The 25,330-nt window shown below is 50.7% G+C and carries 23 protein-coding genes, 1 tRNA gene, 1 other RNA gene and 1 riboswitch; of the genes, 20 read left to right on the top strand and 5 right to left on the bottom strand.

Features of this window, described 5'->3' with window-relative positions:
- Positions 1-281: 281 nt before the first annotated feature.
- Positions 282-675, bottom strand: a transfer-messenger RNA (tmRNA) gene (ssrA, locus tag B5D49_RS06260).
- Between the two features lie 164 nt (positions 676-839).
- Positions 840-1,673 carry a DUF4198 domain-containing protein gene (locus B5D49_RS06255; RefSeq protein ID WP_078716799.1) on the bottom strand — a complete coding sequence of 278 codons (834 nt, stop codon included), beginning with the start codon at positions 1,671-1,673 and terminating at the stop codon, positions 840-842.
- A gap of 300 nt (positions 1,674-1,973) precedes the next feature.
- Between B5D49_RS06255 and fsa the strand changes: the two genes are divergently transcribed.
- From fsa to cobI, 7 genes are all read left to right on the top strand, one after another.
- Positions 1,974-2,639: a fructose-6-phosphate aldolase gene (gene fsa, locus B5D49_RS06250; protein WP_078716798.1), complete on the top strand. Its 666-nt coding sequence runs from the start codon at positions 1,974-1,976 to the stop codon at positions 2,637-2,639.
- Positions 2,640-4,336: 1,697 nt separating this feature from the next.
- Positions 4,337-6,583 carry a tetratricopeptide repeat protein gene (locus B5D49_RS06240; protein WP_144019211.1) on the top strand — a complete coding sequence of 749 codons (2,247 nt, stop codon included), beginning with the start codon at positions 4,337-4,339 and terminating at the stop codon, positions 6,581-6,583.
- Between the two features lie 70 nt (positions 6,584-6,653).
- Positions 6,654-6,852: riboswitch (cobalamin riboswitch) on the top strand.
- A complete protein-coding gene (locus B5D49_RS06235; protein ID WP_234990638.1) occupies positions 6,853-7,881 on the top strand; it encodes a sirohydrochlorin cobaltochelatase in 1,029 nt (342 codons plus the stop codon).
- 81 nt (positions 7,882-7,962) lie between these two features.
- On the top strand, positions 7,963-8,943 hold the full coding sequence (locus B5D49_RS06230; protein WP_144019208.1) for a FecCD family ABC transporter permease: 981 nt from the start codon (positions 7,963-7,965) through the stop codon (positions 8,941-8,943).
- Positions 8,940-9,791: an ABC transporter ATP-binding protein gene (locus B5D49_RS06225; RefSeq protein ID WP_078716793.1), complete on the top strand. Its 852-nt coding sequence runs from the start codon at positions 8,940-8,942 to the stop codon at positions 9,789-9,791. Before B5D49_RS06230 ends, B5D49_RS06225 begins: the two co-directional genes overlap by 4 nt.
- On the top strand, positions 9,760-10,647 hold the full coding sequence (locus tag B5D49_RS06220; protein WP_078716792.1) for an ABC transporter substrate-binding protein: 888 nt from the start codon (positions 9,760-9,762) through the stop codon (positions 10,645-10,647). The genes B5D49_RS06225 and B5D49_RS06220 overlap by 32 nt, the downstream gene beginning before the upstream one ends.
- Positions 10,648-10,649: 2 nt before the next feature.
- Positions 10,650-11,375, top strand: coding sequence for a precorrin-2 C(20)-methyltransferase (cobI, locus tag B5D49_RS06215; RefSeq protein ID WP_078716791.1), 726 nt, complete (start codon positions 10,650-10,652; stop codon positions 11,373-11,375).
- 73 nt (positions 11,376-11,448) lie between these two features.
- Here the strand turns inward: cobI and B5D49_RS06210 are convergent, their stop codons facing one another.
- Complete coding sequence (locus tag B5D49_RS06210) at positions 11,449-11,871, bottom strand: bactofilin family protein (protein WP_078716790.1); 423 nt, start codon at positions 11,869-11,871, stop codon at positions 11,449-11,451.
- Between the two features lie 187 nt (positions 11,872-12,058).
- Between B5D49_RS06210 and B5D49_RS06205 the strand changes: the two genes are divergently transcribed.
- The 13 genes from B5D49_RS06205 (at position 12,059) to B5D49_RS06145 (ending at position 24,536) form a co-directional block, all read left to right on the top strand.
- Entirely contained in the window at positions 12,059-12,694 is a 636-nt protein-coding gene (locus B5D49_RS06205; protein ID WP_078716789.1) for a TetR/AcrR family transcriptional regulator, read from the top strand.
- A 2-nt stretch (positions 12,695-12,696) separates the two neighbouring features.
- On the top strand, positions 12,697-13,707 hold the full coding sequence (locus B5D49_RS06200; RefSeq protein WP_078716788.1) for a TRAP transporter substrate-binding protein: 1,011 nt from the start codon (positions 12,697-12,699) through the stop codon (positions 13,705-13,707).
- An 88-nt stretch (positions 13,708-13,795) separates the two neighbouring features.
- Entirely contained in the window at positions 13,796-14,293 is a 498-nt protein-coding gene (locus B5D49_RS06195; protein ID WP_078716787.1) for a TRAP transporter small permease, read from the top strand.
- A 2-nt stretch (positions 14,294-14,295) separates the two neighbouring features.
- The gene (locus B5D49_RS06190) at positions 14,296-15,609 is read left to right on the top strand and encodes a TRAP transporter large permease (protein WP_078716786.1); all 1,314 of its coding nucleotides are present in this window, start codon (positions 14,296-14,298) and stop codon (positions 15,607-15,609) included.
- Between the two features lie 191 nt (positions 15,610-15,800).
- The gene (locus B5D49_RS06185; RefSeq protein ID WP_078716785.1) at positions 15,801-17,081 is read left to right on the top strand and encodes a PAS domain-containing protein; all 1,281 of its coding nucleotides are present in this window, start codon (positions 15,801-15,803) and stop codon (positions 17,079-17,081) included.
- 418 nt (positions 17,082-17,499) lie between these two features.
- A complete protein-coding gene (locus tag B5D49_RS06180; protein ID WP_078716784.1) occupies positions 17,500-18,183 on the top strand; it encodes a FadR/GntR family transcriptional regulator in 684 nt (227 codons plus the stop codon).
- Positions 18,184-18,199: 16 nt separating this feature from the next.
- Entirely contained in the window at positions 18,200-18,454 is a 255-nt protein-coding gene (locus B5D49_RS06175) for a hypothetical protein (RefSeq protein ID WP_078716783.1), read from the top strand.
- Between the two features lie 34 nt (positions 18,455-18,488).
- Positions 18,489-19,892: a hypothetical protein gene (locus tag B5D49_RS06170; RefSeq protein ID WP_078716782.1), complete on the top strand. Its 1,404-nt coding sequence runs from the start codon at positions 18,489-18,491 to the stop codon at positions 19,890-19,892.
- A gap of 23 nt (positions 19,893-19,915) precedes the next feature.
- A complete protein-coding gene (locus B5D49_RS06165) occupies positions 19,916-21,085 on the top strand; it encodes an MBL fold metallo-hydrolase (RefSeq protein WP_078716781.1) in 1,170 nt (389 codons plus the stop codon).
- Between the two features lie 68 nt (positions 21,086-21,153).
- Positions 21,154-22,980 carry a CobW family GTP-binding protein gene (locus tag B5D49_RS06160; RefSeq protein ID WP_078716780.1) on the top strand — a complete coding sequence of 609 codons (1,827 nt, stop codon included), beginning with the start codon at positions 21,154-21,156 and terminating at the stop codon, positions 22,978-22,980.
- Positions 22,977-23,582 (top strand): MotA/TolQ/ExbB proton channel family protein, encoded by a 606-nt coding sequence (locus B5D49_RS06155; protein WP_078716779.1) that lies wholly within the window; start codon positions 22,977-22,979, stop codon positions 23,580-23,582. The genes B5D49_RS06160 and B5D49_RS06155 overlap by 4 nt, the downstream gene beginning before the upstream one ends.
- Positions 23,579-24,007, top strand: a complete 429-nt coding sequence (locus B5D49_RS06150) for an ExbD/TolR family protein (protein ID WP_078716778.1) — start codon at positions 23,579-23,581, stop codon at positions 24,005-24,007. Before B5D49_RS06155 ends, B5D49_RS06150 begins: the two co-directional genes overlap by 4 nt.
- 4 nt (positions 24,008-24,011) lie before the next feature.
- Positions 24,012-24,536, top strand: a complete 525-nt coding sequence (locus B5D49_RS06145; protein ID WP_159447149.1) for a TonB family protein — start codon at positions 24,012-24,014, stop codon at positions 24,534-24,536.
- A gap of 323 nt (positions 24,537-24,859) precedes the next feature.
- Here B5D49_RS06145 and B5D49_RS06140 read toward each other — a convergent pair.
- Positions 24,860-24,946 (bottom strand) — tRNA-Leu (locus B5D49_RS06140).
- 30 nt (positions 24,947-24,976) lie between these two features.
- Positions 24,977-25,300, bottom strand: coding sequence for a preprotein translocase subunit SecG (secG, locus tag B5D49_RS06135; RefSeq protein WP_078716776.1), 324 nt, complete (start codon positions 25,298-25,300; stop codon positions 24,977-24,979).
- Positions 25,301-25,330: the final 30 nt, after the last annotated feature.

Genomic DNA, 25,330 nt, shown 5'->3' with positions numbered 1-25,330 from the left:
CTGTTCGTGGACAACGTGTTCCCCACGCCCGTGGGGATGAACCGCCGTACTGGGCGCAGTAGTAGACGCGCACATGGTGTTCCCCCCACGCGTGGGTTCAGGTTCATTGTCGTCCTCTTTGTGAGGGGATCGAGGTTTGTGTGAGGGCCATCTACTCCAAAAAAAAACAATCTGGGGGTACGTCAACAGATTGGAATAGACGTTACTAGGCAATAAAAATGAAAAAAGCCCACGAATTTCGAGGACTTTTAGACTCTTTGAGATGTTCTGGGGCTTGGATTTGGTGGAGGCGGGGGGAATCGAACCCCCGTCCGAAAACGATCCGCGCAAGGCTTCTACAGGCTTAGTCCGTGTTTTTATTCTCGCCACAAAGGTTGCCCACGAACAGGCGCCGATGTGACCAGCTCGTCTAAGATTTCGCACGATACGGGACGTGCAACCGTACAACGCTAGCCCGAGGGGTGTCGTCGACAACTCCGGTTTATCGGGCGTAGGCCCGGAGAGCCGCCAGGGTCATGCCCTGGAACTACAGTTGCTTAGTTAAACTAGGCAGCCATAGCGTATTCGTAGTCATTGTTGGCATTTGTGTGCCTGGCCGAATTGATGACGGGGCCAACGGCCATCCCCGACCTGCGACCTTGGCTTCAGCATCTCCGTCGAAACCAGGGCGCCCCCATGTCAATGAGCGGATAGATTAATTATATGATCTGAAGTGCGTTTGGCAAGGGGAAACATCGCAAAGTTACAAATGAAGAAGGAACAAGTGCGGTTTTCCTATTTATAATGAACACGGTACAGCAGGCCGTTTGATGGCATACGGCCTGCTGTACCGTGGGCCGTCAGTGGCTATCTGTTTTGGGCCGTTTGCGTTCATTGGGAACGAGAAACACAAGGGTTGCAGTCCGCTTTTCATGTCGGCATTCAGACTGAAACTCCTTTGCCGTTTCTGTTTTTGTAAAGAAACGAACAAACCATCTACCCGGAACATCCACTGGCAGCAGGAAGATTCCATCCTCAATTTTCGTACGAGGGATATACATATCCTCGGCCTGGGTTGAAAAACCATCGTATGTGGCGTCCCAATAGCCGGGACCGGCATAGGGTTTCCCATTGGAATACACTTTAATCTCGATGGATTCTCCTGGCTTGACCTGGGTAATGTCCCTACTCGGAACCAATTCTAGTGGTAATCCGATATTTCCGGGAAAAACAGGGGAGGGGGCGTCACAAGTTACATATGACTTGGCCCATTGGCTGCTGCGCAGACTGGTGTCGATTGTTGCGGCTTTTTTTGCGACTGCGCTCATAGGTTTGATGCTGTGACGTTTGCGGCCCTTGGTATCGTGCCAGATGGTAAAATACCCAGGTGTCGTTTCCGCGGTGAGCACATAGGTGCCTGGTTGATCATAGTCCACGATGTAGGAATGCAGGCATTTTTCGTCACGAAGTGAGACATCTCTGATTTCAGATTGTGGGGATATTATCTTTATATAGGACAACTTACCGCGACGAACCGCATCGTCAACAGGGAAATGGTGACCATAACAGAAGAAAAGGGGCGATCCCTTGCCAGCATGCACATGGTGTCGTCCTGACTGAATAAATAGGGAGTGTGCTGAAACGCTGGCCGGTATCAGTACGATCAGCAATGTCCACCAAAAAAATTGACGCATTGTTTCTCCTTCCGATCCTTTGCATGATTACGGGGTGAGGGAATTTCCGAGACATTGTATTCCACCTGAACACCCGTACTTGGTATTGAAAATGAGCATCAAAATCAATAAAGACAGATCTAAAAGATGCAAATTATCAAAGTCGAGGACATGTGACCGTTTCCAACAGTGGTTTAATAAGCCGATTTTTTTTGAAGCGATTTATGCTGTGGGATGTTTTGACGACAATTGGGCTACGTGAGTATGATGGGTTCCATGGAGGCAGGATATAATCATATATGATGAAACGGAGAAGAACCTATGAAGTTTTTTCTTGATTCCGCAAATTTGGAAGAAGTGAAAAAAGCCTGCGACTACGGCTTGGTCGATGGCGTGACCACAAATCCGACGCTGCTGGCACGGGAAGACGACGATTGGCGCGGGCTGGCCACTCGCATCTGTCGCGAGGTTACGGGGCCGGTCAGTCTGGAGGTTTTTTCAGAAGAATATGAATCGATGCTTGAAGAAGCAAGAAACTTGCTGAAGCTGGGGCCGAATGTCGTAATAAAATGCCCGTGTACTCAGGCTGGATTGAAGGCTTGCAGGACGTTGTCCCAAAATGATGTTGCCGTGAACATGACATTGGTTTTTTCACCGCTTCAGGGCTTACTGGCTGCGAAGGCCGGAGCTGCGTACGTGAGTCCTTTTGTTGGGCGGCTGGACGGTATCGCCCATGACGGGATGGAGCTTGTACGTCAATTGGTGACAATTTTTAACACATATCAATTTTCTACCGAGATATTGGTTGCCAGTATTCGCTCACCCCGTCATGTTTTGGAATCGGCATTGCTTGGTGCTCATGTCGCCACCATACCGTATGGGGTCATGATGGGACTCCTTAAACATCCACTGACAGAGCAAGGGCTGACAACCTTTAGAGAAGCAATTTATAATTTGGAAATGGATAAGGGGCCACAAGAATATTAAAAAACGATCTAGAGCTAAATCTGAGCGTATTTCGCTGGATCAGGGGATTGGGGGTGGAGAATAGGCGGTGGACAGAATGGCAACCGTAAAAATCCCACTGTAGGGAAAAACAACCAAGGCTCTTCAGCGACCGGAAAAAGAACTTGTGCCTGCTGCTACTTTCGCGGGAGACATCTGGAACGTTACCTTTAGGCAGGAAGGGCTAAGAGCTTTTGACTGCTTGGAGGGGGGCGCGACTATGAAATATAGGAAGGTTTTGTATGATATGTTGGTCTCATAATGTATATTATGTAAACTTTTGACATAAAAAAAAGGAAGTGACCGGCAAGTCGAACGTCCTTACAACTCTCTTACAAAATGGGAAAAAGCTTTCCCGACGATGTTTTTGAAGGTGCACACCGGTAAGGTGCCTTTGCGGCATGCCAAAAATTTAGACACAGCAAGTAGATTTGTTCGATTCGTCGTGAACCATGCACTCCACTGCAGCATCGGGCCGTTGAGTTGGCCTATGAAAGATTGATGCCAAAGGCTATTCGGCTTCTGGTGCGGGAGCCAAGCCCATTGTCGTGCCGTGATTTGGGACATATTTTAAGCAAGATCAGTGCAAGCCCCGCTCTTTCAGCGAGAGAGCGCACATTCTTTGGGCCACTACAGTTGGTTCCGAGAGAGGGTACGGAAATCCATCATGTATTTTGCGCTCCAGGATTCTTGCGCTTTGTTGGTGAGTCATGAATATGTGTGCAACGTGTCAACTTGGTCAACTAAAGAACAACTCGTGATAAAGTGGATTTTCACATGAAGTCGCAATTGTGTTTAGTTGCGTGGGTTGACATGTTTACTTTAAGAGAGGGGGCAAGTCAAGTTCATGTACTGGCTCTGGTTTTGTCACTCGACAAAAGGATTTTGACAATGTTCCCTGTCCTCTCGTGTTGGGCTGTGTTGTGAAGAGTGACTTGATCTGTTGGCAGGCGTGAAACTTGGTAAAAGCAGCGTCATGGCAAAATTGTTGCTCACAATCTTCATACGAGACCACTTTTATTTGCCTGTAGGCACAATGAGGGTGCGCTCTCCAGCTTATTGGGCCAAAAAATGAATGAGATTGCATTGAAAAACATCCCCACAAAGGGGTATTTGATGAGATGTCCATGTAAGTCTATCCGCTGAGTGGCGATCCCTAATTACTCGCTTGACGGATGTAAATTTTAGATATACATTTAGTGTGCCGTCCAATTTCAACAATGGCTGGCTGTTTTTGTTTACTCATAAAGTTGAAGGAGATCCCTTTGGCCCAGCTTCTCCTTTTTTGGACCCACATTCAAAATCACCTAGTTGAGGGCCTCTCTGTCGGTGTTTACTCCGCGTTTAAGCGCTTTAAAAGCAACCTCTCCCTTTTTTTTGTCAAGTTTATGTGTCTACTTGACTCGGCCAACGCTGTCTGCTTGTCAACTTGACAAGTTTATGCTCTACAGATAAACAAAATGTTTCTAGTTTTCTATTTCATTTAAAGGCCTCATCCGACCGCAACTTGTGCCAAGAACCTATCCCACGTATACCTCAACAACTCGATTTATTGGGGCGCTCTTTGCAACAACACTTCTTTCTTTTTGAGTCTAAACGATTTGAATTCAAGTTTGTGGGGTTGAGGACTTTGAAATTGAAAAAATGCAACCTGAGCCGTTTTTGGGGATAATTCGACTATGCATCGCTATCTTGCATGTTTCCTTTGTTTGATGATTCTTGCCGGGGCCGTTTGTTGCCCTCACTTGGTATTGGGTGGGCCAACAACTTCCGGCGTAGAGCCTTCGTTGGATACGGAAACCACCTCACAAGTCGTTGAGGCTTCTCCTCTTGCGGAAGAACAGTCTGATTTTGTGGAAGTTGAGAGTGAGCCTGCTTTGGAAGCTTCTGACGATGGCGTTGCACCTCCCTCCCCCCCCCGCAATGTTAACGATCAAACGTATGAAGACTGGTTGGAACGGTATCGCGCCTGGGACAAGCTGGATTCCGTGTATGCTGGTCAGGATGAACGGCCTCAGGCGATCCTGCGCCGTATTGAAAATCTTCTCCAGGCAGCCCAACCGTCCAAGGCTATGCAGCTTATAGAAAGTGCTCCGCCTTTTGAGGAGCGTTCCTTGGAGGCTCGACGATTGTGGCATGGAGGGCAGGCGCTCCGGGCGCTTGGGGCACCGGACAAGGCTGTTGTTTGGTTTGTTCGGGCGGCTGGATCACTTCCTCAGGAACGTGTGCCAAAAGTGTTTCAAGCGGAATATGAATTGAATACGATTTGGGTTGATGTTTTTCGTAACCTTTTTTGGACATATATCTCTACGTATAGCGTAAATCGAGAAGCACAAAAGGCTTTTCTTCAACAGATGCTTGAAGTCGGTCAGGTGGCATGGCCGGATGTCTCGTTTTGGGGTACGGCGAAATCCGTTTTTAACCAAACGGTTACTGGAGCTTCAAACGCGGAGGATCAACGCGAAAACAAAGTCTTTTTTGTGCAGCGCAGGGACCGAAGCTGCATAGTTCAGGCATTGGCACGGACCGCTTTGGGAGTGCCTGACGCCACTGTTCCTTTGGAGCAAATTTCTAATGAAAGCCTTCGAACGTTTTGGAGCGATGTCTGCGCGGTGCTGGACGGAAAGACTGTTGCGTCTCACGCGGATTTGTACCAGGAAGGACAGTACCCCAAGGCATTGGCGTTTGTTCAGGATACATATTTAAAGCAGTTGTTGAATAATAGAGGGCAATGGATATATTCCACTTCAGACCACCGGTTGTCCGTTTTTGCCAGCAATTTGCTTGTACTCGGAGCCTTCAGAGCCAATGAACTGCTCCAATCCGGCGAAGCCGAAAAGCTGCTTCCTGACTCTCAGCCGTTGGATGGTGTCGGACCTTTGCGGCTTGGACTGGCTTTTTCTGTCGGCGATGCTTCTTCGGCACGCGCTGAGTGGGATGCCCTCCAGGTCGAGGAGCTTCCATTGGCATTACGCCTTGCAGGGATGATTTGGTTTCATTTGCCTGTATCGCACGTCTCTTCTCAGTCTCTGGCCGAAGCGCCTGTTAACCGCCTTCTCTCCCTGTTGGCCAGTGCTGCCGGTAATTCTCCTGATCAGCCTCACTCCGCCCCGTTCTGGGTACAACCCGGCTCTACACAACTTTTGCAGACCATGCTTACGCAATGGCCTTTGGATCGTGAATTGGTATTGGCTTCGTGGCAAGTTCTCTGGGAGGCGAATCCCACCACGGGCTTAGCACGTAGAGCTGCCTATCTTTATCCTCAGCATGCCCTGGGAATGCAGTGTTCCTTGTTTCTAGCGGATAAGGCCGTAAAGGCAAAACAGTTGCGTCTGGCTGGCTACTATCTGGACATGGTCCCGGAACAGCCTGAGGATCGCAGGCTGCTGGCCCGTCGACTTGAAGTCTTGGCGGATTTTCAGGTGGCACAGGAGGACATGGCCGCTGCCTATGCCGCGTACCAGCGTCTGTTGGAAACTGGAGAGCCAATTTCCGATATTACAAGGTTGAAGATTGCTTTTTTGATGCAGCAGCTTGGCGACCTTGAAGGTGGAAAGGAAAATTTGCTTCGTCTTTGGGAGAAGAAAGATACCTTTGATACGGCCATGCAGGCGGAAATCCTTTTTTATCTCGCCGAAGGGGAAGCTGCCCTGGGGAATCGCGATCAAGCCTTGGACCACTACTTGAAGCTTGCCTGGCAATACCCACAGGAGAGCATGTGGGCTCTGACCGCCATGTATCGGTCCGCCAGCATATATGAGGATAGACAGGAATATGAACCTGCAGCCCGGCTATTGCGTACCGTGATTAAAAATGCGGAAACCACAAAGCAAAGGGATGCTGCCAAGGCCCGTTTAGAGAGCATTGAGGGGAAAATGGGGAAACCTGTTGAGGCAGGCGCAGGCGCCCTTCCCTATCCTTTTTGATAGTATCGTCTGGATTTCTTGCCCCCGCCTAAGGCTGGGGCAAGATGCCCTTGACTCTTTTCCTCTGCCTGACATACATATTCAAGTGGGTGTTCGCCTTTCTGAGACATGGCGAATGAAAAGGGAATCCCGTGCAAATCGGGAGCGGACCCGCCGCCGTAAGTTCTGTAAACCGTATCTCATTCCAATTGTGGTCACTGAACGCTCGTTTGGGAAGGCCGAGATTGCGGGGAACAAGCCGGAAAACCTGCCCATTGGTTCCTCGGATAATGCTTTTCGACACGGGGCTATTGTCGCAAAAGCAGTATAGGAGACAGCCCCTTGCGTGCATTGCCCCGCAAGGGATTTTTTGTATGTTCTCCTTAACAGCCCCCTCTCGTTGGGAGGGATTCATGCAGTTCGGTTTCAAATTTCGCTCTTCGCTTGCTGCGCTGACCTTGGCACTCGTCACGATTGTGGTCAGCTTTCCCTGTTTATCGTCGGCACACGGGTCTGCGGTTCCCGAGGAAGAAAAACTCGGCATCCTTCTGGTTGCTTTCGGCTCCAGCATGCCCGAGGCACAAGCCTCATTCCGGAACATCGAGGCCAAAGTACATGCGGCATACCCGGATATCCCTGTGCAATGGGCATTCACATCGCATATCATTCGGGAGAAACTGGCTCGGACCGAAGGCAAAGATTTGCTGTCTCCGATGCAGGCATTGGCGGCTATGGCTGACAGTGGATTTACGCACGTTGCGGTTCAGTCGTTGCACACTATTCCCGGAGAAGAATTTCATGGCCTGTTGCAAACGGTGAACGCGTTTCGTTTCCCCGGAGGCATTGCCCATCTGAGCGTCGGTGCTCCATTGCTTGCCGTGACAGCGGATCTGGAGCGAGCCGCTGAGGCGATGCTGGCAAATGTACCCGAGGACCGCACCTCGGATGAAGCCGTAGTGTTCATGGGACATGGAACCCATCATCCGGGCAACGTCTATTATATAGCCATGCAGGAAATTCTTCGGGCGCGCGACCCCCTTGCGTTTATCGGTACGGTCGAAGGCTCTCCGAGCTTGGATCAAGTACGTGCTGAACTGAAAAAAAACGATGTGCATAAGGCATGGCTCGTTCCTTTCATGTCTGTTGCCGGGGATCATGCACGCAATGATATGGCTGGTCCTGAAGAGGACTCCTGGATTTCGATCCTCACTGCGGATGGGGTCAACTGTACACCCGTCCTTAAAGGAAGTGCGGAGTTTGACAACGTGGTTCAAATTTGGGTGGACCATCTTGATCACGCCCTGGAAGAATTGCGCTAGCCTCTGAGAAGGCAAGATATGGAAGCTCCGGGAAAAAGAAAGATAGCAAGGAGTGATCACCGCCCAGGCTTTGTCTTGGGAATGATCGTACTGACAATCGTTTCGCTGTTCTTGGCGATTTTTCCCGGAGCTTTTCCCATCCCTTTTCATGAAGTTGTTTCCATTTTGTCCGAAGGCAATGCCGACTCTCCCGGTGCCACAATTATTTGGGATATTCGGCTCAGCCGCATTTGTCTATCCTGGATCATTGGTGCGGGACTGGGAGCCTCGGGAGTAGTCTTTCAGGGGTTGTTGCGCAATCCTCTGGCGGATCCGTTCACATTGGGCGTGTCCAGTGGAGGAGCATTCGGCGCATCCTTGGCCATTACCCTTGGGCTTGCCGGCGTCACGGGTCTGTTCGGTGTTGTGGCTCTGCCTGTGGCTGCTTTTTTCGGGGCTCTTGTTGCGCTTGTGGCGGTGATCGCCTTGGGCAGCATCGGTGGCCGATTGCGACGGGAAACATTGGTTCTGGCGGGAATTGTCATATCCACATTCCTGTCGGCCTGTATTTCCCTTTCAAAGGCGCTGAATGAGGAATCGGTTTCCGCTATAGTGTTTTGGATTATGGGGAGCCTCCAGGGCCGGGGCTGGGAACACGTCTTGCTGGTTTTACCTTATTCTTTGGTAGGATTGGTGGTCATGTTTCTACATTCCCGTGAGTTGGATATTCTCTCTTTGGGCGAGCGACAAGCCCGACAGCTCGGAGTGTCTACAACCCGTGTCCGCGTGATTTTGCTCGGCGGTGCCGGATTGGTAACGGCCGCTGGTGTGGCTGTAGCCGGAATCATCGGTTTTGTGGGGCTTGTCGTGCCACATATGGTGCGGCTGGTGATCGGTGCGGAGCACGGACCCCTTCTACTCCACTCCACTCTGCTTGGCGGATTGCTGCTGGTTTGGTCTGATGTGGCTGCCCGGGTGATTCTATCCGGCGGTGCGGAGCTTCCCGTGGGGGTGATTACAGCGCTCCTGGGTGGTCCGTTTTTTTGTTTTCTATTACGAAAGCAACGGGGGGATTCAAGATGACCTCGACCATCCCCCACAACCCGCCGGTATTCACCTGCAACGATTGGTCGCTGGGCTATGGTTCACGTTCTTGCGTTCTCCATGGGGTGAATGTCTCGCTGGCCGTAGGCGAGGTTGTTGCCTTGCTCGGTCCCAATGGATCAGGAAAAAGTACTCTTTTATCTGGCATTTGTGGTGCGTTGAAAGCGCGGAACGGTCAGGCGTTTCTTAGCGGGATCCCAATCGAAGATTTGTCGCCAGCCAGGGTTGCCCGGTTGTGCGCCGTGGTGCCGCAACGTGTGGAAACACTCTTTGGATTACGCGTTAGAACCATGGTCGCCATGGGGCGGCATGCCCATCTCCCGTTTTGGGGGCATGCCGATGCTGAGGACGAGGCAGTTGTTGATCATGCTTTGGAAGCCACGGGAACGGTTGAATTGCAAAATCGTACTGTGAACGGACTGTCCGGCGGTGAACTGCAGCGTGTCCTGTTGGCACGTGCCTTGGCGCAGCAGGCAGGGCTGTTACTTCTTGATGAGGCATTTTCTGCCATGGATATGGCTTGGCGAGTACGCTGTTTTGATTTGGTCCGCGAGCTGGAGGCCGCAACTACGGTTGTGGCCTTGCATGATATCAATCTGGCGGCACTGTATTGTACCCGGATCATTTTTTTGAAGAATGGTCGGGTAGCCTATGATGGGCCGGTGGAGCCTCTTTTTTCCGAATCCACCCTGAGTGAGCTTTATGAAACGACAATCAAGATCGGTGTTCATCCCGGAACGGGAACCCCCCAGGCCTTTGCCATGCCGAGTCCTGTTCGTTCTGGTCTGCTGGAGCATGATCGTTCCAGTGATCACAGTCCATGCTGACAGCATCAGAATTACGGACGATCGGGGACAAGTCGTGCTGTTGGAGCGTCCTGCCCGGCGTGTTGTCGCGCTTTATGGTGCCTTCAATGAAATTCTTTACGGCATGAATCTTGGTGATCGGATTGTAGCTCGAACCAAGGCGGATCGAGTTCCGCCCCAAATTTGTGAGCTTCCTTGCATCGGGACGCACATGCGCCCCAATGTGGAACGCATTGTCGGGATGCAGCCGGACCTTGTGTTGCAAATGGGAGGAAGAAGCGCGGCATTGCAAAGTGTTCAAGCCTTGGAACGGTTTGGCATTCCAGTTGCTGTTTTTCATGTGTCTGATTTTGTGCAGCTTTTTGCGATGATAAACAAAATTGGGGATCTCACAGGAGCAGGGAAAGAGGCGAAAGCATTGGTTGCGCAGATGCGTCGGCGTCTTGAGGCGGTGCGGCAACGTCTGCCGAAAAATGGTTCGCCTCAAGTCTTTTTTGAAGTTCGGTCCGGAAATTTGTTGGCTGCCGGGCAGAAATCCATCGTAAACGACATTATTTTGCATGCGGGCGGTAAAAACTGTGTGACCCTCCACTCTCGATTGGTACGCCTCAGTGAAGAGGAGCTTCTTCGTCTTGCTCCTGAGGTTTACCTGTCACAGCAAGGGCCGATGAATCCCGTTCCTGTGGACGTACGGAGTTCATCCCGTTTTGCTTCGCTTCCTGCCGTGCAAGCCGGACAAGTTTTTCAGGTGGATGAACAGATGTTTTCCCGTCCTGGGCCTCGGAACGTCGATGCCGTAGAACGTTTGGCCGGGATTCTGTATCCTGATTTATTCCCTGAATTTTATGAAAGAAATCAAGCAATGGAGTTGAAATAATAATGACCAATATATCCAAAGGAACTTTGTACGGTATCGGTGTCGGCCCTGGCGATCCGGATTTGTTGACGTTGAAGGCTGTGCAGGTTTTACGTCGCGTAAAGCATATCTTTGCAAGTTCCTCCAGCAAAAACGGATTTTCCGTTGCGGAGGGAATTATGCGTCCGCATCTGCGAGAAGGTGTTGAGGTGCGCCGGCTTCGTTTCCCAATGACGAATGATGTCGAAGTGTTGCAGCATGCCTGGGAAGAAAATACCCACAAGTTGGTGCAGTGCCTGGACAAAGGAGAGGACGTTGTTCTTGTTACGTTGGGGGATCCGCTGTTGTATAGCACGGTTGGGTACATTTTGCGGACCTTGCGCCGTGCGTACCCGGATTACCCTGTGGAGATTATTCCCGGCATTACTTCTTTCCAGCAGGCCGCAGCACTGACGCAAACAATTCTGGCTGAAGGAGAGCAGCCTTTGCACATTCTTGCGGGGACCATGTCGGAAGACGCTCTTGCCGAGACGTTGTCGCAAAAGGGAAATTTTGTAATTCTCAAGGCGTATAAGAATTTTACAGTCATACGCGACCAGTTGCGACACAATAACATGGCGCATGACTGCGTGTATGCAAGTCGCATTGGTTTGGAGCGAGAGAAAATTTGTCGAGGAATTGAAAACCTTGTTGAAGACCCCACCTATCTTACATTACTTTTAGCGAATTCTTATGAAAAACCTGCTTGATCGTCTCGGCCTACAATAGTTTTCCTGGCCATTCCATTAGGGAAAAGTGTTTCGCCTTCCCTTGCTCGTTGGTTTATGAAGCCACGTCAGATAGATGGCGCTCCGCTTCTTTCGGCAATGCCGGGGCGGGGCGCACGAGCATTGTGCGGCGAGCTCTCGGACTGCCCTTTCCGCTAAGCATGTTCAATTTGCCGGTAAATGAAGCCCCTTCTTCACTGGCCAGGCAAGGGGAATCTATGTTGCCGGTCAAGGTTGCGCCGTCACGTAAGAGCACTTTTCGCTCGGCCTGAACATCCCCTTCCACTTTGCCGTACACTTCCAATTCGCCAACTTGAAGGCTGCCTGCCACTTTTCCATTCGGGCCAATGGTTAAAAGTCCCCTTGTACGTATGTCACCTTCAAAAAAAGAATCAATTGTTCCGGATCCTTCAAACTCGAGTAGCCCTTTCCATTGGCTCCCTTTACCAAGAATGCATAGCGCGTCATGCTTTTTCATGATTATTTTTTAGTCATCTTTTTGTGTTTCTTCAAGCTCTTTTGATTGTCAGTATCGGATATATAATTCGAAAATGTTTATAGTCTGTTTTTCTGTGATTTTTTCCTGTTGACAGCATAGGAAAAAGCTCATACCTAGGGTCAGTAAATGACCATCGGTCACTTTTTGACCAAAGGACGGAGCGCACATGGCACGCAGGCAGCAGGAAAAAAGTCGTCAGACCAAAGAAGAGCTGTTGGTCTGCGCCATGCGTTTGTTTGGTGAAAAAGGATTTGCCGCCACGACCATTTCCGAGATCACCAAGGCTGCCGGCTATGCCAAGGGGAGTTTTTACAGCCACTGGCCGGGTAAAGACGATATTTTTTTGGAAATTTTAGAACGCAAGATGGACCAATACCGTCGTGATCGTTCAAAAAAGATTCAAAAGGCTTCATCGTTTGAAGAAGTTTTTCACGTTATATGGGATTTTCTTGAATCAATTATGGATGATATGAACTGGTCCAAGGTCTTTTTGGAGTTTACGATTCATGCTTCTCGTGATGAACGACTTCAGACAGAGCTGAATCGGAGCAAGTACAGGTTGTCAAATGATATCTTTTCCAAACTGTTGGGAGATTTTGTTTGTACCGATGTGCCGCCTGAGAAGATTGGTTCTCTCAATACCGCGCTGTTCGAAGGTTTTTTGATTCAAAACGTTCTACAAACCAATGTGCTGGACCGTGAAGACATTCGCCGGGCTGCCCTGCTTCTTGCCCGGGCGCACTGCTTTCCTGAGTCCGATCAACTGGGCTTCCCGGCCCGAACGCCCGAATGTAAGGAGTGATCATGCGACCCCGTACCCTTTTGACAGGATGCCTCGCTGTTTTGTTGTCCTTATGGGTGCTGCCCACGCACGCCAGTGAGTTTCGCCTGAGTTACAGTTGTTTTTTCCCTCCAACCCATGTGCAGTCACAGCTTGCGGAGCAATGGTGTCGGGAGGTTGAAGCCCGTACTGACGGTCAGGTGCGTATTGATTACTATCCTGGTGGCACGCTGACAAAGGCAAAACAATGCTATGACGGCGTGGTAGAGGGTATCTCAGACATCGGCTTTTCCGCCCTGGCCTACTCCCGAGGTCGATTCCCGGTCATGGCTGCTGTGGATTTACCCTTGGGATACACCTCGGGGATGCAGGCCACCAAGGTCGCCAACAGCGTGTATGAGCATTTTCAACCGCAGGAACTGCAGGATGTGCAGGTCATGTATTTCAACGCTCATGGTCCGGGTCTTTTGCATACTCGGGAAATTTCGGTCACCCGCCTGGAGCAGCTCAAAGGACTCAAGCTCAGGGCAACTGGAAACAGTGCTCAACTCGTTCAAGCTCTTGGCGGGACTCCCGTGGCGCAATCCATGCCCGAGGCGTATCAAAGCATCCAAAAAGGCGTGGTCGATGGCGGTATGTATCCCGTTGAAACCAACAAAGGGTGGAAAATGGCCGAGGTCGTGGACTACATGACCGAAAGCTACTCCACTGGATACACCACGACTTTTTTTGTGGTCATGAACAAGGACCGCTGGGAATCCCTGCCGGACGACGTGCGGAAAGCTATCCAGGAAGTTAATGCCGAGTGGATCGCCAAGCACGGACAGGCCTGGGATGAGGCGGACAAGGTTGGTCGAGCAGCTTTTCTTGAGCAAGGTAATCAGATTGTTCCGCTTGCTGCTGAGGAAGCTGAGCGTTGGCAAAATGCTGCCGCTCCCCTGCTCCGTACATACGTGGATGAAGTGTCCGCCCGGGGAGTGGATGGAGACGCTGTTTTACGTTTTACCCGCGACGCGCTCCAAGAGCTGCGTTAAGCGTTGCTGCTTTTAATTTGAAGCGGGCAGACTTTTGGGTCTGCCCGTATCTTGTTCATACGGATATACATTGGAAGGAATAGGTTCCATGCTGCAATCGTTGTTTTCCGCATTGTCTGGTATGCGAAAAGTGATGCGCGCTGTGGCCGCAACAGCTCTTTGCGCTATGGCGCTAGTCACGGGAACCGATGTTGTGGGGCGGTTTTGGGACTCCCCTCTCTTCGGTTCCGAAGAAATCGTGACCATGCTTGCCGTACTCGTTGTCGGTCTCAGCCTCCCCGAAGCCCACTGGCATCGAAGCCATATTGGTGTGGAGATTTTTGTCCGATTCTTGCCGAAAAAGGTCCGTGACATCATCCACCTGATCACCACGTCAGCAGCATTGGGACTTTTTGCCGTAGTCGCCTGGCGGATGGTTGATTACGGCCTGACCATGCAAACGTCCGGGGTCCGTTCCATGAACCTCGGTTTTCCCGAATATCTCGTCGTGTTTGTGCTTGCCTTCGGTTTTCTGATCTTCACCCTCCATTTGGTGCGGGACGTGGTAACATGGTTTACCGCCTCACCCGAAACACGTCAGGAGTAATCATGGATCCCACTCTTGTCGGCATTCTGGGCATTGCGTTCATGCTCGTGCTGTTCATGACACGCATGCCTGTTGCCTACGTGATGACGCTGGTTGGGTTTGTGGGCTTCAGTCTTTTGATCTCCCCCAAAGGCGGACTGAACCTTTTATCCCGAAATATTTATTCCGCATTTGCCTCCTATGATTTAAGCACCATTCCACTGTTCATCCTCATGGGACAGATTGCTTTCAACTGTGGCATTAGCCGAAAGCTCTATGATACCGGATACCGTTTTTTCGGCCATGTGAACGGTGGGCTTGCTATGGCGACTGTAACGGCATGCACTGGATTCGGGGCAATCTGCGGATCAAGTCCAGCCACGGCGGCCACCATGGCCACTGTGGGCATTCCCGAGATGAAGCGTTTTGGCTATGCGGATTCCCTGGCCGCCGGGTCCGTCGCTTCCGGCGGTGGATTAGGCATGATCATGCCCCCTAGTGTCGTGCTCATCGTTTATGGTGTGCTCACCGAGCAATCCATTGGCGAATTATTTGTGGCAGGCATTTTTCCGGCATTGCTGCTCACCCTGCTTTTCATCGGTGCCGTCTGGCTTGTTTGTCGGCGTTCGCCGGAACAGGGACCCAAAGGGGAACGGTGCTCCTGGAGGCAACGATTGGCCTCTCTGTCTGGCCTTTCGGACACATTGATAGTGTTTCTATTGGTTATTGGCGGTATGTTTCAAGGTTGGTTTACTCCTACGGAAGCAGCCTCCGTAGGAGTGATCGGCATCAGCCTGCTTTCTTTTTTTCGCGGCCGTCTGACCTGGAAGGCCTTGGTTAAGTCGCTGCATGAGACGTTGCGAACATCCTGCATGGTGCTCTTTCTTATTGCCGGAGCCGTGGTTTTCGGCAAATTTTTGGCGGTGACGCGTATCCCCTTTGATATCGCCTCCTGGGTGGCAGGGTTTGACTTGCCTGCGTTTGCCGTGATGGCCGTGATTGTCCTGATTTACTTTATCGGCGGCTGTTTCATGGATTCCCTGGCTTTGATCATGCTCACCATTCCGGTCTTTTACCCTGTGGTGCAGAGTCTAGGGTATGATCCGATCTGGTTCGGGATCATCATTGTGCTCGTCACGGAAATGGGTGTCATTACGCCGCCTGTTGGTATCAATGTTTATGTGGTCTATGGGATTACGCAACAATTGCGAACCGGAATTCGGCTGGAGTCGATATTCCGAGGCATTGGTCCGTTTCTGGCGGCCATTGCCTTGGGGATCTCTCTATTGTTCGTGTTTCCGCAGATCATTCTTTGGTTGCCGGGTCTTATGTATTAGTCTGCATGCCTTGCCTTTCTTTTCAGCATACTGCCGGACAGATTGCCTTCCATGTGCGTCTGTCCGGCATTGCTATTGTTTTGTCTCCTGGTGGGACCAGCATTCAAGGGAATTTGCCAAGGGCTGGGAATACGGGCTATCCTGCGATTGAAGAAAAAGTGAGCAACAGCAACATTGAGGACCGACCGTAAATGGCAAAGAATTTTAGAGTGGATATGTCATCGACCGTGCTTTCAGGGAAGGAGCATTGTCTTGCCGCCTATATTGAAGCGCTTCCCGCCGTTGTTTGGCGAATTGATATTGTCGGAAACGAAATAACCTTCTTGAATAATTATACGATTCCGTCTTTAGGTGAATACGCCAGAGCCGTGTTGCAAAATCCGGTGCAGGCCGAGGAGCGCATTCCGAAGGAGGATCGTCAACGCTTTCACCATTGCTATAATCAGGTCCGGAACCGCCATGCCACGGCTTGCACCTTCCGCATGCGGTTGGAAAACGGCAGTATGGGCTGGTTCAAGATCATTGCCATGCCGGACCCGGAAAATCCCTCTTGTTCCGTTGGGTTGCTGTTGGATATTACCGCCCATGTGAACACGATTCTTTCCACCGAAGGTCGTCCCGGATTGTCCGAAAAAATAGACTTGGTACCTGATCCGGTCCTTCTGGTGCGTTTTTCGGATCGCCGCGTATTTCGTGCCAATCAAGCAGCGCTTCAGTTGTTGGGCTATTCATCGCAGCAAATCACCTCCCTCGATTTGGATATGCTGCTTCAGAACAATCCCAAGAACAGATTGTTCGAAATTTACGAAGGCCTTATCTTTTCCGACGCATGGTGTGGGGAAATCAAGGTCAGTGACGCCATGGGGAGACATCATCAGTGTTCCGCACATATCGAGGGCATAGCCAGAGATGATGAAAACGTGCTGTGGGTCACCTTGTCGCACCTGAATAGTTGCCAGGCATGCAAGGGTATCCCTGTTCGGGGCAATGAATCTGTTTCAGTGCGTGAAGTTCGTGCGGCGATGAAAAAATGTCGCACCGTGAAGCAACTTCTTGAGGCCATGCTTGCGGCCCTGCCCCCGGAATCCCCTACTGACGCCATTATGCTTTCCAGAATTTTCATAGCGCAGAATCAAGTACTGGTCACAGGTGCTGGTGAGCCGTTCGAAAGTGTTCCTGAAAATCGGAGCCATCTTTACGAAGGATCGATTGCCGAAAATATAGTTCGTTTCAACTTGAGCAACCACGTGGTCATGGAGACATCGAAAAGCATCAAAGCGATTGACTGGGCTTTGTTCATCCCCAGGGGAATTCATTCCTACTATGCTCAGCCCTTTTTTGATGATGGAGTCTTGACCAAAGTTTTGATTTTTTGTTCCCGGGGAGCAGGCAATTATGATCCTGACGCCCCGGCTCCGATGCAGGAGTTGTATCCTGATTTTTTGGATCATCTCGAACGCTGTCTTTCGTGATCCTCCCTGGGTGAGGCTTTTCCGCTTCTCTTTCCCTTATTAATTGTCAGATACCGTTTGGTATTTTGGTGCTCATGGTCGGTGGGGTTGCTCCGCCGGCCATGAGCATTTTGAAATGTTCCCTGCCGCTATTGTTTGGTCCAACCAGACAGACACATTTCGGTAGACGTACTCTTTTTTACGATCATGGCTTCATTTTTCATCATGGACCTGGCCAATTTTTATGTTCCATTCTTTAGTTAACAATTTCAGGTGCTCATTTCTTTTCCTTTTCTTTTTCTTGCACGCTTTTTTTAAATCTGGTTGGTCCAGTTTTGAGAAGGAACGTGCAAAAAACCTTGCCTTACGCATTTTGTTTCTGAAAGATGGCAGCCAGGAAACAAAATGTGAAAAATAGCAAACAACTGGTTGGACCAAAATGGCTACAGCACAACGCCCCATACTATGTCAGCGGATGATCGAAATGCTTCAAGGAAACAGGTTTTCCATTGGAGACCGTATTCCCGGAGAGCGACGTTTGGCCGAAATGTTTGTTACCAGCCGAAATACTATCCGAGAAGTGCTCTGCAATCTCGAAACCATGGGATATGTGGAAATTCGTGAAAAAAGCGGCTGCTATTTGAAGAGCAAAGAGGGTCGCATCAGCTGGGAGCAGCTACGAAACAGAAAATCGCAACAAGCCATACGCCAGTTACTGCAGACGCTTTCATTGCTTGTTCCGGCTCTGGTCCGAGAGCAGTCAGGTACACTTTCGCCGGAAGCGGTTGCCGGCCTTGAAAAAGCAACGGCCCGATTGGGAGAAGCTGTATTCAATTTTGAAGTCCGCTCGTTTAATAGGGAGTACATCTCTTTTTTCCTGCTTCTCGCCAGTTCGACACAAAATGACTATTTAATTTTGCTCTTCAATGAGCTGTTGGCTGCCGCGGACAATTTGGAGTTTACCGGAATCGGCCTGGCGGAAGTGCAAACCGACTCCCTCTTTGCTTATCACGTTGAGCTGTTCAATGCGCTACGCAGCGGTAAAAGTGAAGAGGCGTTCAAAGCTGCTGGTGAATGCATCCGGCTCTATTCCAAACTGATCCTTCCGGAAGATGTGTTGTAATCGGCAGGAATAGACCATGAATCGTAGAGAATTTTTTCGCCGCATCGTCCCCAACCTCGGAGATTCTGACGACTCCGGAGCGACGCAGCCCCACTCCGTTGCCCAGACTTCCAAATCGGTTCGCCTTACGGAAGAGCAACGGTTTTTGCGCGCCATGGCTTTGGGTATTGATCCGGCGACTGTTTCGCCCGGGCGATTGGAGGAGCTGGTTCCCGACCCGGAACCGACGTCATCACCCATGAAGAGAGAGCGTTTGGAGACCGAGGATTGATCACCCTCCCTCCCCGTTCGCGAAGGAGTTTGAAATGGACAGTCACGACTTCAGCTATCTTGAGAGCAGGAAGTTGGTCAAACGCTGGAGTGGACCTATTCCGGCATTGGTCAACACCGTCCTCATTTTGGCTTTTTTTTATGCTACTTGGTGGATTTTTCAAGACCCACGGGGTCTTATGCGTATGTATACCCCCTATGTGGGCTACATGGTCTGCCGCTGGCTTTTGATTTTGTTCATCTGGGTCGCATATATCTTTGACTTCTGGCCGTTCCGACGTTCCTGGTTGAACAAGACCCACCCCTTGGTTAAAGGGGCTGTGCTCACTTTGGTAAGTGTCGCGGCCATGGTTCTGCTCATCAAGGGCTTTTTTGTCGAGATTCTTGGCAACTTCGGTATTGCCTATTTTGATCCAGACCGTCTTATGGCCATGGGTATTACGGATTTCTATTCCATTGAATATGCGGCCGAGGCGATTATGATGTTTGCGGCCATTGCTTCCTGGCTGTCCCCCAGCTGGGTGGTGGCCTGCGAAAATGCGCCCTGGCAGAAATTGACCCAACCTGCAAGAGGTATCACCATTGTGTTGGTGACCTTCTTTTTCAGCATGATAGTCTTCTTCCTGACCATGCACTCCCATATGGCCATCTTGTTCTACCCTTGGCAGAAATTCACAGCTATTTGTCCTCCCTATTGGGAAGACTTTGCCAACACCGTGTCCGGCAACTTCCATATCGCCTGGATTATGTGCTGCACCGTGATTGTTTGGTTGTATGAGACCATTTGGGAACGATACCCCTTTAACTTAATAAAAAATAATGCCTTGCGCCGCACGGCATCGTTCTTCGGTATCATCGGCATTGCCGTGGCCCTGTGCTTCTTCCTGTATTATGCGCAAGATCTTGTTTGGGGCGAAACTATTCGTGGAACCCGCCGCCTTATGGCACCGGATTGGCGTTGGTTGCATGTCGGGGAAATGGCCATTTTTTGGCTTGTACCCACGTTGTACCTGAGCTTCTACTGCAACAATTGGCCCACGAAGTTCAGTCGTCCGGTGAACGTCTTTTTGCGGACGTTGATCACTGCGGCAGGAGCCGTCCTGGTTTACGTCATCTACTACAAGACATCCCACCTCTTCCTGGGGACACAAAAGGGCTTCTCGCATCCCCAGCAGTTCCCCATGATTCCAATGATTTGGCTCATCAATATCTTCCTGATCAACTATTGGTTCATGGATGGTTGGCCGGGGTGGAAGGCTGAATCCAAATCTCCGGAAGAGTTGAATGAAGTTCATGAAGAAATTGTCGCCCATGACGTGAAGTGGACTCCTGGCATCGCCAAGGGACTTTTGATCGGATTGGCCATAGGCGCTCTCGCGTATTTTGCCGTGATCAACGTTCTGCCTTGGATCGGCGCGAACTTCACTATCATCGACTAAGCAGGGGAATAAGGAGCTAAAAAATGAGCAACGAAAAAAAGAACCTGAGTCGACGCGACTTCGTGAAAGGCGCCGCCACCGGTGCTTTGGTCGGGGCGTTTGCCGGAATGGGCATGTATTCCTATACCCCGTGGTCGTACGACCGTCTGCCGGAAGTGCAGCGCAAGCAACATGATTTTGGAGCCTGCCGTAGCATTCGCATCACCAACATCTCGGAAACCAGCTGGTTCAACAATGCCCACCTGATCGGGGACATCCATGAGGCTGGTGGGCTGTTGGTGAACCAATACACCCTGAACTGGGCACCTTTTGCCAACGGCAAGGGGTCGGCTATGGGGTCATATGAGGACGGCATCTCCACAATCAAAGATCTGATCCCTCATGACATTGAAAAAGCCTGGGATATTCAGAAAAAGCTTGCTTTGCACCCGGAAAACCCCGGCGGGTATTCCTGCCTCATCGAAGTTGAGGCGCTCGACGGTTCCATGCACAAATACCTGCTGGATACCGGGTGGTCTTATTCCTGGATGAATGATTGCTTCAAACGCGAGGGTGTGGACCAGATGCTCCGCGACCAGCAGATCGAAGCCCTGTTCATCTCTCACGAGCACTGGGATCACTTCTGGGGACTGCCCGTGACCATGAAGTATGACAACCGCATCCCGCTGTATGTCCATGATGGATTTTATAAGGAGGGGTTACAGTATATCAAGGATTCCGGGTATAAAGGGGAACCTGTTATCGTCAACCAGCCCGTGACCGAAATCGCTCCGGGTGTGGCTTTGTTGAAGTTCAACGTCCCCATCATCAACCGGGTCTTTGGTGAAACCTCTCTGGCCTTTAATATCAAGGATAAGGGACTGGTGCTGGTTTCGGGGTGTTGCCATCAGGGCGTGCTCAAGTTTGCCGATTTTGCCTATGCCAACCTGAAATACGACCAGGATAGATTTTACGGAATCTATGGTGGACTGCACATCTCACCCTTCGAGGATTGGGATCCCAAATATGACGACTTGGTTATCTCTCTGGGTGAGTGGGATTTTGAACGCATTGGTTGCAACCATTGTACCGGTCACCTGACGGCCAAAAAATTCATTGAGGCTGGATATCCAGTGGTTCGCGGAACAGCCCGATTCCGCTCCGCTTCGAAGGATTACCTCGGCAACGGCGATAAGATCACTTTCGGCGTCTAACAACCGTCACCCTACCCCATGCGTCCGACCGGCAAACGTCGGTCGGACGCGCTCCACAAGGACACGGCATGCAGCTCTCCGCCCTTCTCCCTCCTCAGCGTCAAGTCGGCCAATTTGTTGATATGCATGAAATGTTGATGAATTGCCTACTCGCGGCATGCCGAGATGATGCGTTCAAGCGTTTGAGCGGATGGAAGGGAATGGCTGTCTGTCCCCGTGGACCCATGGCCCGGACGCTGAAGTTGCAAACTCGGCCGGGTGTGTTTGGACTGTGCGCCAAAACACACGAGGCTTCCTGTCAGGACCATTCGGCATCATTCGATATTTTTTATTTTCCCGATCCAGATGAAAAACTCCTGGAATGCATGTCGCTCGCTGCCAATCATTCCGTGATGCAGGAAGAGTACCGACACCGTGTCCGTAATTTTTCAGCGGTTCTACCATGGGCCGCTCCGTTTCATATTGGTCGGGTGTGTCTGGCGCTGGATCATTTGGAAACAACGCTATCTTTGGTTCTGGAAGCTCCGGAACGGATTATTACGGTGGCCCAGGACGGGATGCGGACTCAAGATGGTCAATGGATTCTCTCTCCTGGGGAGGCCGAAGAGGATATTCCGGCCCATCAGCTCGCTTTGGATTTATATCTTATCCTGGCTGCTTCTGTGTCCCATAGTTTAGGAGAGCCTCCTCGATTCTTGGAGAGGCGGCAGCGGCCCGGCACAGCCCGGATGGTTCGACAAGACGGACAATCCTTTTCTTCTGCCTCAACCTCTCTATTTTTTACGGATATCCTGAGCTGGGGAACGGATCGTGTCACCTCCACAGCGACCGTTTCCCAGTTTCAGGATTTTTTTTGGACTTTTTCTGATCGCCGACACATGCCCTCCCCGTTCAATACGGCGCTGTTGTGGGATGTGCATGACGCACAGCGGCTCCAACGTTGCCCCCAATACGCACATGCGTTTGATTCTCGTCCGCGACTCATCGTATTGAGCGGATTTCTCGGTTCAGGGAAAACGACCTTTCTGAATCAGTTGCTGGAATACCATGCCGCTCGTGACGAACTTGTGGCCATCATTCAAAATGAAGTTGGGCAGACCGGTGTGGATGGGAAATTGCTGGAGGGAGATGATTCCATCATTGAAATGGATGAAGGATGCGTTTGTTGCACCTTGGCTGGAAATCTTTCAAAAGGTGTTGCACAGCTCAAGGAACAGTTTCATCCCAAAATCATCGTGCTTGAAAGTACCGGACTAGCTAATCCTTTCAATATATTAAATGAACTGGAAACACTTCGTCCGTTGGTCCGCCTGGATTCCATCACCACGCTGGTGGATGCCGTCAACGCTAGGCATATCCTGGCCGCCAGTGATGTGGGGCGTGATCAGGTCAAGGCTGCGGATGTTCTGCTCCTCAACAAATGTGATTTGGCTTCCGAAGCGGATCAACGGGAGCTTGCCGGCATTTTGCAAAAGATAAACCCCCGAGCCGTACTCGTTCACGTTTCTCACGGAGTAATCAATCCGGGGCTTTTGTATGACGATGATCCGTTGGAAAAAACGCTTTGGCCCGCAGCAGCAGCCAACAAACCACCTCAGCACCATCATGACCACGGCATGGAGGGATTTTTTTCCAGGCGCTTCACTTTTTCTGCTCCTCTGAACGAGTCGGAATTGTTGAAGCTTCTGGAAGAAATGGGGTCAGCCAATGTTTTCCGCCTTAAAGGGATCGTTATGGTTCGTGATGCTATCAACGCGCGGGTGGTTCAATTCGTTTCGGGTCGATATGAATTGTCCGATCTCGGTGTTCCTTTTGCCGAGGAATCCTTTTTAGTTGCCATTGGGAAAGACATGAAGCTCGGTGCATTGGAAAAACTTGAGGAAAAATACGCATGAATATTGTTCAGCAAGGCGGTCTAATGATGTGGCCCCTGCTTGTCGTTTCCGTAGTGGCCTTGGGGGTTATTCTTGAGCGCTTTGTTGTGATCTCTACCACTCGCTTTCCCGCCTTGAGGGTGCTTTCGGCCTTACGGGACGATATCCAGGACTCCAAGGCGGCTCAGTTGCCGAGTGACATTGCGGATCGGTATCCTGCGTTTGTCCCTTTTTTTGAGGCGTTGCTTTTTGAGGAGTGCTCCAAGTCGCAGCGTGAGGCCACGGCCCAAGCCGCGGGCGAGGAAATACTGTTTCGGTTGAATCGTGGACTGGATTTGCTGTCCACACTCTCCAATGTTGCTCCGTTAATGGGATTGCTCGGTACGGTTATCGGCATGATATCCGCTTTCTCTACGCTTGCCGCTTCAAGCGATGTCGATATTTCATTGTTGGCTGGTGGTATCTGGCAGGCTCTGTTGACCACGGCAACTGGCTTGGCCATAGCCATACCAACCCTCCTGGCGCATCGTTGGTTTCTTCGCCAACAAGAAAAAGTGGCGCATGCCATGCAGGTTGGTGCGGCGTATTTGCTGGAGGCGTTTCACGAGGACGATGCTTTGTGATTCGTTTTCGGAACAAGACGGGTCATACCACCGGACCAGACATAACGCCGCTTTTGGATGTTGTCTTTATTTTATTGATTTTTTTTGTCGTCTCCGCCGTCTTTACGCTCAAAGGTATGGACATGGAGCTGCCAAAGGCAGAAACCTCCCAATCCATATCCGGCCGATGCTTGGAAATTGTATTACGGGCTGATGGATCCTTACTCATGGACGGAGCTGAAGCAACTTTGCTGGATATTCGGTATGCCCTGGACCATGCTGCAGCATTGCCGCAATCCGCACGTCCTGGGCAGATAGTGCTCAAGGCCGATCCACATTCCCAGGTCCAACCATTTCTGGATCTTGTTGATCTGGTGCGCAAACATGGCTTCCAGAATTTGGTCATTGCCACACGCTCCCTCTCATCACCCGAGGCGGATTCCTGATCCCATGGTACAACATCGAGTTATTGCTTGCCTCATCATCTCTTTTAGTATTCATTTTTTTGTTCTTCAGTTGGATATCCTTTTTGCCGAACCACGGAACTCGCCAGAAAAGATTACATTTTTCGAGGATGGTTCCATGGACGCCCGTGCTGTTCGGAACCAGGGCATCACCTTGGGGCGTATGGTGGAAGAAGCAATGGACGCATCTGGCGATGCTCGGTTGGACCGACAGGTCCAAGCCGAAAAGTGGTATTTGTCCCAAGTGCGTCGGGCCATTGAAGAACGAAAATTTTTTTCCAACGGACAGCGTGTGGCGGGCCTGATAGGGAATGTGCAATATGTATTTACCATTACCGCAGATGATGTGTTCCGTGACATCCGCTTGGTGCGTTCTTCGGGAGATGCACGTCTGGATAATGCGGCCCGCTCGGCCATTCAGGCGGCAAGTGGTGTTGTGGAACGGCCTGCCCTTCTTGGTCACCGCACGTTTCGGCTGGTTGTGACGGTAAAATATCAATATCAGATGTAGGTGGTGAACGCCGCATCAATCGACAGACTTTTCTTGCCGTGTTTCAGACCACATAAAACCAACCCAATAATCTTCTGTTGTTCCGAACAGCTAGTGATGGATGCAATGGAGATGGGAGCGTTGAACATTCTACTTGAATTTGTCTAGGAAAAATATCGTAAAATCGTATCTCTCTGAGTATACAGTTTTTGATTGAGAATCTTGTCGTAGATGATTTTGAACGGGAACGGCTCCATGGCGGCGCCGCTCTTCTTGGGCCGGTGAATTAAGAAGGACCGCACCATAAAAAGCGGGTCATGACAATCGTCATGACCCGCTTTTTATGGTGCCGAGGGGGGGACTCGAACCCCCACGACCTTTCGGTCACTACCCCCTCAAGATAGCGTGTCTACCAATTCCACCACCTCGGCACATATATGATATGAGGGCAATAAATCTTTTTAGTCGGCTTGTTCAGCCGGAATTTCAACAGGAGCCGGAGCTTCAGGTTGAGCCTGAGCAGGTTGCTCAACAGCAACACTGTCCATGATGGAGTCCGTACTTTCCTTGGTCAAGATATTGTACGTCAGGGACGTTACAAGGAAAATCGCCGCAAGGCCAGCAGTAACTCTTCCAAGCAGCCCACCGGCACCACCGGCACCGAACATTGTTTGACTGCTACCGCCGAAGATGGCTCCCATGCCTTCATGGCCGGATTGGAGCAGCACCACGACGACCAGGAAAATACAGGCCAAAATGTGAATGGTCAAGACCAAAGTTTCCACGTAACTTCCTCGATCCTTTACTGTTCTCTG

Origin of the sequence: Paucidesulfovibrio gracilis DSM 16080, assembly GCF_900167125.1 — a bacterium.
In the GTDB taxonomy this organism is placed as follows: Bacteria; Desulfobacterota; Desulfovibrionia; order Desulfovibrionales; family Desulfovibrionaceae; genus Paucidesulfovibrio; species Paucidesulfovibrio gracilis.
The sequence above is the reverse complement of the archived record's forward strand: the minus strand, read 5'-3'. Positions and strand labels throughout refer to the sequence as shown.